The organism is Pseudomonas sp. LBUM1653, assembly GCF_059716115.1.
Genome location: NZ_CP166803.1, coordinates 1,423,413 through 1,435,181 on the forward strand (window position 1 = coordinate 1,423,413; position 11,769 = coordinate 1,435,181).

The following is an 11,769-nucleotide window of genomic DNA, read 5'->3' on the forward strand; positions in this document are numbered from 1 at the left end:
ACAAAAAAGGCACCTCATGGACTCCTCTCAACCCGCCTTCAGCAGTTGGCTGAACGCACCGGCCCATCAGCAATGGCTCGCCGCCGAAGGCTTGCGCCTGCTGGCCTTCGCCAAGGCATCAAAACTCCCTGAGGGCTTCGGCAACCTTGATGAAAAGGGACGCTTGCCGGCCGACACGCAAGCACAAACCATGAACACCGCACGCATGACCCACAGCTTCGCCATGGCGCACATCCAGGGCCTGCCGGGGTTTGCCGAGCTGGTGGATCACGGCATCCAGGCCCTGCGTGGTCCGTTGCGCGATGCCGTGCACGGCGGCTGGTTCGCGGTCGCCGGACACCGCGACGGCAACACCGGCAAGAATGCCTATCTGCATGCCTTCGTGGCCCTGGCCGCCAGTTCCGCGGTGGTCGCACGCCGGCCCGGCGCGCAGGCCTTGCTCGATGACGCGATCGACATCATCGACAGCTGTTTCTGGAGCGAAGAAGAAGGTGCCATGCGCGAATCCTTCAGCCGCGACTTCAGCTGCGAGGAAGCCTACCGTGGCGCCAACAGCAATATGCACGCCACCGAAGCCTTCCTCGCCCTGGCCGATGTCACCGACGACAAGCGCTGGTTGTGCCGCGCCCAGCGCATCGTCGAGCGGGTGATTCATGGTCACGCCGCCGCCAATGATTATCTGGTGATCGAGCATTTCGACTGCGACTGGCAGCCACTGCGCGAGTACAACCACGACAACCCGGCCGACGGTTTCCGTCCCTACGGCACCACGCCGGGTCACGGTTTCGAATGGGCCCGATTGCTATTGCATCTCGAAGCAGCGCGGGTGCGCGCCGGCATGCTCACCCCGGGATGGCTGGTCACTGACGCGCAAAAACTGTTTGAGCAGAACAGCCTCCTCGGCTGGAACATCGACGGCGCACCGGGCATGGTCTACACGCTCGACTGGGACAACAAGGCGGTGGTTCGCCATCGCCTGCACTGGACCCATTGCGAAGCCAGCGCTGCTGCCAGTGCCTTGCTCAAGCGCACGGGCGATGAGCAATACGAACACTGGTACCGACTGTTCTGGGAATTCTGTGACCGTCATTTCATCGACCGCGAATGCGGCAGCTGGCACCACGAACTCGACCCCTTGAACCGCCCAAGCGGCGATATCTGGGCCGGCAAACCCGATCTCTATCATGCCTGGCAAGCTGTCCTGATCCCGCGCCTGCCGCTGGCGCCGAGCATGGCCAGCGCGCTGGCAGCATTGTCCCAGAGCGGTTCTATGTAACCATGCGGTGACATTCGCGCGTCCCTTCGTTACCTGCGAAGGGGCGTCTCCTGTTTAAAATCCTCTGCAGCGCAAGCACCAGACTTGCATGCATAACAACAAGAAAGGTACTCCTAGATGAATGCGATTTCTCGCCTCGCTACTGTCATTTCTCTCGCCTCCCTGTCGGCGCTCCCTCTCAGTGTGCTTGCCGCCGAATCCAAAGGTTCCGTGGAAGTCGTGCATTGGTGGACGTCGGGTGGTGAAAAAGCAGCGGTTGATGTCCTCAAGGCTCAAGTCGAAAAAGACGGCTTCACCTGGAAGGATGGCGCAGTCGCCGGTGGTGGCGGTTCCACGGCCATGACCGTTCTCAAGAGTCGCGCCGTAGCGGGTAACCCGCCGGGCGTTGCGCAAATCAAAGGGCCGGACATCCAGGAATGGGGCAGCACTGGCCTGCTCGCCACCGACACGCTGACAGAAGTCGCCAAAGCGGAAAACTGGGATGGCCTGCTGTCCAAAAAAGTCTCCGATACTGTGAAGTACGAAGGCGACTACGTGGCCGTGCCGGTGAACATTCACCGCGTCAACTGGCTGTGGATCAACCCCGAAGTGTTCAAGAAAGCCGGGATCGACAAAGCCCCAACCACCCTCGAAGAATTCTATGCCGCAGGTGACAAGCTGAAAGCCGCCGGCTTCATTGCGCTCGCCCACGGCGGCCAGCCTTGGCAGGACAGCACCGTGTTCGAAGACGTGGTGCTCTCGGTCATGGGCGCCGACGGTTACAAGAAAGCCCTGGTAGACCTGGATCAGAAAACCCTCTCGGGCGCCGAGATGACCAAGGCCTTTACCGAGCTGAAAAAAATCACCACCTACATGGACCCGAACCGCGCCGGTCGTGACTGGAACATCGCCGCTGCCGACGTCATCAACGGCAAGGCCGGCATGCAGATGATGGGCGACTGGGCGAAAAGCGAGTGGACCGCGGCGAAGAAAGTCGCCGGCAAGGATTACCAGTGTGTGGCGTTCCCGGGCACCGAAAAAGCCTTCACCTACAACATTGACTCCCTGGCAGTGTTCAAGCTCAAGGCTGATCGCAAGGGCGACATCGCTGCCCAGCAGGACCTGGCCAAAGTGGCGTTGGGCACCGACTTCCAGAAAGTCTTCAGCATGAACAAGGGTTCGATCCCGGTTCGCACCGACATGCTGAACGAGATGGACAAGCTCGGTTTCGATTCCTGCGCCCAGACCGCCGCCAAGGACTTCCTGGCTGACGACAAGACTGGCGGCCTGCAACCAAGCATGGCGCACAACATGGCCACCTCCCTGGCCGTGCAAGGCGCGATCTTCGACGTGGTCACCAACTTCATGAACGACAAGGACGCAGACCCGGCCAAGGCCAGCGCCCAACTGGCGTCGGCGGTCAAAGCTGCCCAGTAATCCCTGACGCCGAGCAATCCCTGTGGGAGCGAGCCTGCTCGCGAAAGCGGTCTGACATTCAACGTGGATGTCGACTGATATACCGCCTTCGCGAGCAGGCTCGCTCCCACATGGGATCTGCGTGCGCCTTCATTTCTCTAACCTGGATTATCCCGATGAGCTCTGTGGCGGTTTTCAGCAAAGCCTCACCGTTCGATGCGCTGCAACGCTGGTTACCCAAGTTGGTACTCGCGCCGAGCATGCTGATCGTGTTGGTTGGCTTCTACGGTTACATCATCTGGACATTCATACTGTCCTTCACCAACTCCAGCTTCATGCCGAGCTACAAGTGGGTCGGCCTGCAGCAATACATACGCCTGATGGACAACGACCGCTGGTGGGTCGCGAGCAAGAACCTGGCCCTGTTCGGCGGCATGTTCATCGGTATCAGCCTGGTGCTGGGCGTGTTCCTCGCCGTGCTCCTGGACCAGCGCATCCGCAAGGAAGGCTTCATCCGCACCATCTACCTGTACCCGATGGCGCTGTCGATGATCGTCACCGGTACCGCGTGGAAATGGCTGCTCAACCCAGGGCTCGGCCTGGACAAGATGCTGCGTGACTGGGGCTGGGAAGGCTTCCGCCTGGACTGGCTGGTGGATCAGGATCGCGTGGTCTATTGCCTGGTGATCGCTGCTGTGTGGCAAGCCTCCGGGTTCGTGATGGCGATGTTCCTCGCCGGCCTGCGCGGTGTCGATCAGTCGATCATCCGTGCCGCGCAAGTCGACGGTGCGAGCCTGCCGACCATCTACCTGAAGATCGTTCTGCCGAGCCTGCGTCCGGTGTTCTTCAGTGCCTTCATGATCCTCGCGCACATCGCGATCAAGAGCTTCGACCTGGTGGCGGCGATGACCGCCGGTGGTCCCGGCTACTCGTCCGACTTGCCAGCGATGTTCATGTACTCCTTCACCTTCAGCCGTGGCCAGATGGGCATCGGTTCGGCCAGCGCCATGCTGATGCTCGGCGCCGTGCTGACCATTCTCGTGCCGTATCTGTATTCCGAGCTGCGAGGCAAACGCCATGACTAATCAACTCGGCAAACCAACCCTGAGCTTCAGCCGCATCGCAATCTACGCCACGCTGCTGTTGGCCGCTGCGGTGTACCTGATTCCGCTGATCGTAATGCTGCTGACCAGCTTCAAAACCCCGGAGGACATCCGCACCGGCAACCTGCTGAGTTGGCCGACCGTGATCGACGGCATCGGCTGGATCAAGGCCTGGGACGTGGTGGGCGGCTACTTCTGGAACTCGGTGAAAATCACCGTGCCGGCGGTGTTGATCTCGACCTTCATCGGCGCGATGAACGGCTACGTGCTGTCGATGTGGCGCTTCCGTGGTTCGCAGTTGTTCTTCGGCCTGTTGCTGTTCGGCTGCTTCCTGCCGTTCCAAACCGTGCTGCTGCCAGCCTCGTTCACCCTCGGCAAGTTCGGCCTGGCCAACACCACGACGGGGCTGGTGCTGGTGCACGTGGTCTACGGCCTGGCGTTCACCACGCTGTTCTTCCGCAACTACTACGTGAGCATTCCGGACGCGCTGGTCAAGGCCGCGCGGCTCGATGGCGCGGGCTTCTTCACGATCTTCTGGAAGATCCTGCTGCCGATGTCGATCCCGATCGTGATGGTCTGCCTGATCTGGCAGTTCACCCAGATCTGGAATGACTTCCTGTTCGGCGTGGTCTTCGCCAGTGGCGATGCCCAGCCAATTACCGTGGCCCTGAACAACCTGGTCAACACCAGCACCGGGGCCAAGGAATACAACGTTGATATGGCCGCCGCGATGATCGCCGGGCTGCCGACACTGCTGGTCTACATATTCGCTGGCAAGTATTTCCTGCGTGGGCTGACGTCCGGCGCGGTCAAGGGGTAGAAGATGGCAACTCTCGAATTACGCAACGTCAACAAGACCTACGGCGCCGGTTTGCCGGACACCCTGAAAAACATCGAACTGAAGATCGATGACGGGGAATTCCTGATCCTGGTCGGCCCGTCCGGCTGCGGCAAATCCACCTTGATGAACTGCATCGCCGGCCTGGAAACCATCAGCGGCGGTGCGATCCTGGTGGACGATGCCGACATCAGCGGCATGAGTCCGAAAGATCGCGACATCGCTATGGTGTTCCAGTCCTACGCGCTGTACCCGACCATGAGCGTGCGCGACAACATCGCCTTCGGCCTGAAGATCCGCAAAATGCCAACCGCGGAAATCGACGAAGAAGTCGCTCGGGTTTCCAAGCTGTTGCAGATCGAACACCTGCTCAGCCGCAAGCCGGGCCAACTGTCAGGTGGCCAGCAACAGCGCGTGGCGATGGGCCGTGCGTTGGCGCGGCGGCCGAAAATTTATCTGTTCGACGAACCGCTGTCCAACCTCGACGCCAAGCTGCGGGTCGAGATGCGCACCGAAATGAAACTGATGCACCAGCGCCTGAAAACCACCACGGTGTACGTGACCCACGACCAGATCGAAGCCATGACCCTGGGCGACAAGGTGGCGGTGATGAAGGACGGGATCATCCAGCAGTTCGGTACGCCGAAAGATATCTACAACAACCCGGCCAACCTGTTCGTGGCGAGCTTCATCGGCTCGCCGCCGATGAACTTCATTCCCCTGCGTTTGCAGCGCAAGGACGGTCGTCTGCTGGCGTTGCTCGACAGCGGCCAGGCCCGTTGCGAGTTGCCGCTGGGGATGCAGGACGCCGGTCTGGAAGACCGTGAGGTGATCCTCGGCATGCGTCCTGAGCAGATCGTTCTGGCCAACGGTGAAGCGAACGGTTTGCCGACCATTCGCGCCGAGGTCCAGGTCACCGAACCGACCGGTCCCGACACCCTGGTGTTCGTCAATCTCAACGACACCAAGGTCTGCTGCCGCCTGGCGCCCGATGTCGCACCGGCTGTGGGCGAGACCCTGACGTTGCAATTCGATCCGGCGAAAGTGCTGCTGTTCGATGCCAAGACCGGTGAACGCCTGGGGGCTGCCGGCCTGCCGAAAACCGAATCACACACTGCCAACGTCGCCCAATTCAAAGGCCGCTGAAGATCAAGAAATGTGGTGATCAATGTGGGAGCGAGCCTGCTCGCGAAAGCGGTGTGTCAGACGACATCTGTGTTGAATGCCAGACCGTATTCGCGAGCAGGCTCGCTCCCACAAGGGGCACCTCCCACCTGTGGAATCCGTGGTGCGTGACCTGTCGTGCATTGCAACCGATGTAACCGCGTTAAATAAAAACAGTTAATAACAATAAGACGAGGAAATAGGGATGAAGAAGAACAACAACGCTCAGCTTATCTGCCAGTTGTCAGCCGTTGCGGCAATGATGCTGGCCGGTAGCGTGCACGCGGCTGATGCGTTTAGCGCCGACTCCGAATGGATGACCGGCGATTGGGGTGGCGAACGAACCAAGCTGATCGAACAAGGCATCGACATCAAGATGGACTACGTCGGTGAAGTAGGCGGCAATCTCCACGGCGGGTTCAATGATGACAAGACCGCGCGCTACAGTGATCAGTTTGGCCTGGGCGCGGCATTGGACTTGGAGAAACTGTTCGGCTGGGACAACACCCAGGCCAAGATCCAGCTCACCAACCGTAACGGTGAAAACATCTCCAATGACCGTATCGGCGATCCGCGTGCTGGCACCTTGAGCTCCTCCCAGGAAGTCTACGGCCGTGGGCATATGGTCCGGCTGACCCAGCTGTGGATCAAGCATCAGTTCTTCGACAATAAACTCGACATCAAGGCCGGTTACTTCGGTGAAGGTGAAGACTTCAACAGCTTCCCGTGCGAATTCCAGAACCTGGCGTTCTGCGGCTCCCAGGTGGGCAACTGGGCCACCAACATCTGGTACAACTGGCCGGTCAGCCAGGCGGCGATCCGCGTGAAGTACAACATCTCGCCTGAGTGGTACGCGCAGATCGGCGCGTACAACCAGAACCCCTCGCAACTGGAGCACGGCAACGGCTTCAAGCTCAGCGGTAGCGGTACCGAAGGCACCGTCCTGCCGGTCGAACTGGTGTGGTTGCCTAACCCTGGCAACCTGCCGGGCGAATACCGTGTCGGTTACTACAAAAGCACTGCCAGCGCCGATGACGTCATTGAAGACGACAACGGCAATGATGCGGCCACCAGCGGCAATGCCTATCGCAGCCACAGCAGCAAGCACGGCTACTGGTTCGTTGCACAACAGCAACTCACCAGCCATAACGGTGACGCGACCCGCGGTCTGAACATTGCCGCCAACGCCACTTTCCACGACAAGGACACCAACATCGTCGACAACTACCAGTCGCTGATGTTTGTGTACAAAGGGCCGTTTGATGCGCGTCCGAAAGATGACCTGGGGATCGGTTTCGCCCGTATCCATGTCAACGATGACGTGAAGAAAAATGCCGAATTGGTCAACGCTTCCAATGGCGTCAGCGACTACAACGATCCGCTGTTCTCGCCGCTGCGTGACACCGAATACAACTACGAGCTCAACTACGGTTTTCACGTTACCAACTGGCTGACCGTGCGTCCCAACCTGCAATACATCACTCACCCAGGTGGCGTGGATGAAGTCGATGACGCTTTGGTCGCCGGCCTGAAAATTCAGTCGGTGTTCTAACGCGACTGCGATAAGCTCCTCTCTATGTGCGCATTTTGCGGACGGCCATGGCTGTCCGCTTTTTTTTGTGTGGCGAGGGGATTTATCCCCGTTGGACTGCGCAGCAGTCCCATTTTTCAGGGCCGCTTCGCAGCCCAGCGGGGATAAATCCCCTCGCCACAGTAGACCGTCACTACATTGATTCGCTGAGTACCTCCATGATTTTCAGGACCGTGGCACATGCTTGAGCATCCGCTACAACGCTTCTTCAAATCCTTGCGTGAACGGCCGGTGTTTGCCTGGGAGCGCTATCAGAAGCGCGACGTGTTGGTGATTGATCATCCGCTGTGTCAGGCGGTGTTCAGTCGTCAGGGCGCGCAGTTGCTGCACTTTCAGCCCAAGGGCCAGAAACCCTGGCTGTGGTGCGCGGCGAAGTGGCCGCAGGTCGGGGCCATTCGCGGTGGCGTGCCGGTGTGCTGGCCATGGTATGGCCGTCATCCAAGCGAAAACGCCTGGCCGTCCCATGGTTGGGCACGGTTGCTCGACTGGAAACTGATCGACAGCAGCAGCGATGACGATGGCGTGCGCCTGCACTGGCAGCTTGAGCTGTGCGACTGGCAGGTAGACCTGCACGCGCACCTCGGTGAACGCATGGAATTGCGCCTGAGTACCGAGCATCACGACAGCCTCCCATGCCAATTGAGTCAGGCGTTGCACGCTTACTGGCGTATTGGCGATGTCGGTGAGGTAGCGCTGTCTGGGCTTGATGGCGCGCAAGGTTACGACCAGTTGAACCGGCAGATTTGCCAGCAGGAAGGCGAGTTGCGCGTGGAGGGTGGCTGCCAGCGGGTGTTCCAGCATGACGGCGAACTGCAGCTCAATGACCACGCATGGCAGCGGGCGTTGTGCATTGATACCGGGGATACGGCAGACACGGTGGTGTGGCATCCGGGTTCGCGGCCGTTGTTGGGGGTGAGCTGGAACGAGATATCCGAATTCGTTTGCGTAGAGGCGGCAAGCGGCGGCACCGATAGCCTGAGCCTGGCGCCGGGGGAGCGGGCGCATTTGAGTTTGCAGGCACGGATTGGCGTGTAGGGATCGTTCCCACGCTCTGCGTGGGAATGCCCCTAGGGACGCTCCGCGTCCAGTGACGCGGAGCGTCACGGGCTGCATTCCCACGCAGAGCGTGGGAACGATCATCTATCAGTTGAACTCATCCCCCACCGGATACCGGCTGGCATTCAAACTCTCTTTGATCTTGCGCAAATGCGGCTGGAAATCCACCCCTCGGCGCAAGGTCATGCCGGTGGCGAGTACGTCGAGCACCGTCAGCTGGATGATCCGCGAGGTCATCGGCATGTAGATGTCGGTGTCTTCCGGCAGCGGAATGTTCAGGCTCAAGGTACTGGCCTTGGCCAGGGGCGATCCCTCGGCCGTTAAACCCAGCACCGAAGCACCGTTCTCCCGGGCGATGCGCGCCACTTCCACCAGTTCGCGGGTACGGCCGGTGTAGGAAATGATCACGAACAACTCGCCGGTATGCGCCACCGAGGCAATCATGCGCTGCATCAGCACATCGGCATGGGCGGTCACGGCCAGGTTGAAGCGGAAGAACTTGTGTTGCGCATCCAGGGCCACTGGGGCCGAGGCGCCGAGGCCGAAGAAATGGATCTGCCGGGCCTGGATCAACAGGTCGACGGCGCGGCTGATCAGGCTCGGGTCCAGGGCCTGCAAGGCACTGTCCAGGGACGCAATGGCGCTGCCGAAAATCTTCTTGGTATACGCTTCCGGATTGTCGTCGGCTTCGACCGCCCGGCTGACGTACGCGGCGCCACTGGCCAGGCTCTGGGCCAGTTGCAACTTGAGCTCGGGGTAACCGCTGACGCCGAACGAACGGCAGAAACGGTTGACCGTCGGCTCACTGACCGAAGCGGCCTGGGCGAGGGCGGCGATGCTGAATCGGGTGGCCTGCTGTGGATTGAGCAGGATCACCTCGGCCACTTTGCGCTCAGCCTTGTTCAGCTCTTCAAGGCGATTCTGGATCTGCTCCAGTAAATTTCGCACGCGGTCCATATAAGTATCCTTTACACCTGCGCCAACAAGCGCGCGGCTAATGCAAAAAGGGCCTTTGATGAGGCCCGTAACGGTGGCCTATCCTACTGATGGCTCCGACCGACCACCACTCGGAATCTGTATTTTGCGAAAATGTTGTGGTTATTACTACATTTTCCCTTGAGTGATGCCTTGAAAAAAGGTATTTGTAGCTTAACTTGATAAAAGAACAAACATCATGCCTTCGATTACGGTTGAACCGTGCACCTTTGCCTTGTTCGGCGCTTTGGGCGATCTAGCCCTGCGCAAGCTGTTTCCTGCCCTTTATCAGCTCGATGGCGCAGGCCTCTTGCACGAGGATACGCGGATCATCGCGCTGGCCCGGGAGCCTGGCAGCGAGCAGGAGCACCTGGCGTTCATCACTTCCGAACTGCGTCGCTACGTCGGTGCCAAGGAGCTGGACGAAGCCGTGCTCGAGCGTTTCCTCGCACGCCTGAGCTACCTGCACGTCGACTTCCTCAAGTCCGAAGACTACGTGGCCCTGGCTGAAGCGGCCGGCAGCGCGCAACGGGTCATCGCCTATTTCGCCACGCCGGCAGCGGTCTACGGCGCGATCTGCGAGAACCTGGCCAAGGTCGGCCTGGCTGAAAACACCCGCGTGGTGCTGGAAAAGCCCATCGGTTCGGACCTGGAGTCCTCGCGCAAGGTCAATGACGCCGTGGCGCAGTTCTTCCCGGAGAACCGCACCTATCGCATCGACCACTACCTGGGCAAGGAAACCGTCCAGAACCTGATCGCCCTGCGTTTCGCCAACAGCCTGTTCGAAACCCAGTGGAACCAGAATTACATCTCCCACGTGGAAATCACCGTGGCCGAGAAGGTCGGCATCGAAGGCCGTTGGGGCTACTTCGACAAGGCCGGCCAGCTGCGGGACATGATCCAGAATCACCTGCTGCAGCTGCTCTGCCTGATCGCCATGGACCCGCCGGCCGACCTGTCCGCCGACAGCATCCGTGACGAGAAAGTCAAAGTGCTCAAGGCGCTGGCACCGATCAGCCCGGAAGGCCTGACCACTCAGGTGGTGCGTGGCCAGTACATCGCCGGGTACAGCGAAGGCAAACCGGTGCCTGGCTACCTGGAAGAACCCAATTCCAACACCCAGAGCGACACCGAAACCTTCGTCGCACTGCGTGCCGACATTCGCAACTGGCGCTGGGCGGGCGTGCCGTTTTACCTGCGCACCGGCAAGCGCATGCCGCAGAAACTGTCGCAGATCGTCATCCACTTCAAGGAACCGTCGCACTACATTTTCGCTCCCGAGCAGCGCCTGCAGATCAGCAACAAGCTGATTATCCGCCTGCAACCGGACGAAGGCATTTCCTTGCGCGTGATGACCAAAGAACAAGGCCTGGACAAGGGCATGCAGCTGCGCAGCGGTCCGTTGCAGCTGAATTTTTCCGACACCTGGCGTAGCGCACGGATTCCCGATGCCTACGAGCGGTTGTTGCTGGAAGTGATGCGGGGCAATCAGAACCTGTTTGTCCGTAAAGATGAAATCGAAGCCGCGTGGAAGTGGTGTGACCAGTTGATCGCCGGGTGGAAAAAATCCGGTGATGCGCCCAAGCCGTACGCGGCCGGGTCCTGGGGGCCGATGAGTTCCATTGCTCTGATCACGCGGGACGGGAGGTCGTGGTATGGCGATATCTAATTTGAAACTGCCGCAGGGCGTTAGCGCTCATGCGTTCAAGAGCCCGGTCCTGCTGGCTGAAAGCCTGGCCCTGAACGTGGCCAAACAACTGAGCGATGCCATTGACGCCCAAGGCACGGCGACCCTGGTGGTCTCCGGTGGCCGGAGCCCGGTGGCGTTCTTCCAGCACCTGGCCAAGCAGGCGCTAGACTGGTCGAACGTGGTGGTCAGCCTCGCTGACGAGCGTTGGGTGCCGGTCGAGCATGCCGACAGTAATGCCGGTCTGCTGAAAAAGTATCTGTTGCAAGGGCCAGCGGCCAAGGCTCAGTTCCTGAGCTTGTACAGCGCCAGCGCCAACCTTGAACAAGCCGCCGAGCACGCCGATCGTTTGCTCTCCGAACTGCCGGTGATCGACGTGCTGGTACTGGGCATGGGGGATGACGGCCACACCGCATCGCTGTTTCCCGGCAGCCCGAATCTCGCCGAAGCCTTGCAGGCTGACGGCACTCGTCGTTGCTACCCGATGCTGGCGCCGACGGTGCCACACCAGCGTCTGACCATGAGCCGCGCGCTGCTGGCCTCGGCCAAACACAAGATCCTGTCGATTTCCGGTCAGTCCAAGCTGACCACCCTGAGTTTCGCGCTGGCCGGTGACGATGTCGCCGAAATGCCGGTGCGCGCATTTCTGCAACCCACGTTAGAGATTTACTGGTGCCCATGAGC

At 60.1% G+C, this 11,769-nt stretch carries 10 protein-coding genes; 9 read left to right on the forward strand and 1 reads right to left on the reverse strand.

Annotated elements, in window-relative coordinates; genetic code table 11:
* The first annotated feature begins 16 nt into the window (after nt 1-16).
* From ACA054_RS06410 to ACA054_RS06440, 7 genes are all read left to right on the forward strand, one after another.
* Entirely contained in the window at nt 17-1,276 is a 1,260-nt protein-coding gene (locus ACA054_RS06410) for a D-mannose isomerase (RefSeq protein WP_497688652.1), read from the forward strand.
* 117 nt (nt 1,277-1,393) lie between these two features.
* A complete protein-coding gene (locus ACA054_RS06415; RefSeq protein WP_497688653.1) occupies nt 1,394-2,692 on the forward strand; it encodes an ABC transporter substrate-binding protein in 1,299 nt (432 codons plus the stop codon).
* Between the two features lie 155 nt (nt 2,693-2,847).
* Entirely contained in the window at nt 2,848-3,756 is a 909-nt protein-coding gene (locus ACA054_RS06420; protein ID WP_497688654.1) for a carbohydrate ABC transporter permease, read from the forward strand.
* Entirely contained in the window at nt 3,749-4,594 is an 846-nt protein-coding gene (locus tag ACA054_RS06425) for a carbohydrate ABC transporter permease (RefSeq protein ID WP_497688655.1), read from the forward strand. Before ACA054_RS06420 ends, ACA054_RS06425 begins: the two co-directional genes overlap by 8 nt.
* A 3-nt stretch (nt 4,595-4,597) precedes the next feature.
* On the forward strand, nt 4,598-5,758 hold the full coding sequence (locus tag ACA054_RS06430; RefSeq protein ID WP_497688656.1) for an ABC transporter ATP-binding protein: 1,161 nt from the start codon (nt 4,598-4,600) through the stop codon (nt 5,756-5,758).
* 223 nt (nt 5,759-5,981) lie between these two features.
* Nucleotides 5,982-7,328 (forward strand): carbohydrate porin, encoded by a 1,347-nt coding sequence (locus tag ACA054_RS06435; RefSeq protein ID WP_497688657.1) that lies wholly within the window; start codon nt 5,982-5,984, stop codon nt 7,326-7,328.
* A gap of 219 nt (nt 7,329-7,547) precedes the next feature.
* A complete protein-coding gene (locus ACA054_RS06440) occupies nt 7,548-8,402 on the forward strand; it encodes a D-hexose-6-phosphate mutarotase (protein ID WP_497688658.1) in 855 nt (284 codons plus the stop codon).
* Between the two features lie 108 nt (nt 8,403-8,510).
* Here ACA054_RS06440 and ACA054_RS06445 read toward each other — a convergent pair whose 3' ends face one another.
* Nucleotides 8,511-9,371 carry a MurR/RpiR family transcriptional regulator gene (locus tag ACA054_RS06445; RefSeq protein WP_497690254.1) on the reverse strand — a complete coding sequence of 287 codons (861 nt, stop codon included), beginning with the start codon at nt 9,369-9,371 and terminating at the stop codon, nt 8,511-8,513.
* Nucleotides 9,372-9,597: 226 nt separating this feature from the next.
* On the opposite strand from ACA054_RS06445, the gene zwf reads away from it, so the two are divergent.
* Nucleotides 9,598-11,067 carry a glucose-6-phosphate dehydrogenase gene (zwf, locus tag ACA054_RS06450; RefSeq protein ID WP_046816620.1) on the forward strand — a complete coding sequence of 490 codons (1,470 nt, stop codon included), beginning with the start codon at nt 9,598-9,600 and terminating at the stop codon, nt 11,065-11,067.
* Nucleotides 11,054-11,767, forward strand: coding sequence for a 6-phosphogluconolactonase (pgl, locus tag ACA054_RS06455; RefSeq protein WP_497688659.1), 714 nt, complete (start codon nt 11,054-11,056; stop codon nt 11,765-11,767). Before zwf ends, pgl begins: the two co-directional genes overlap by 14 nt.
* Nucleotides 11,768-11,769: the final 2 nt, after the last annotated feature.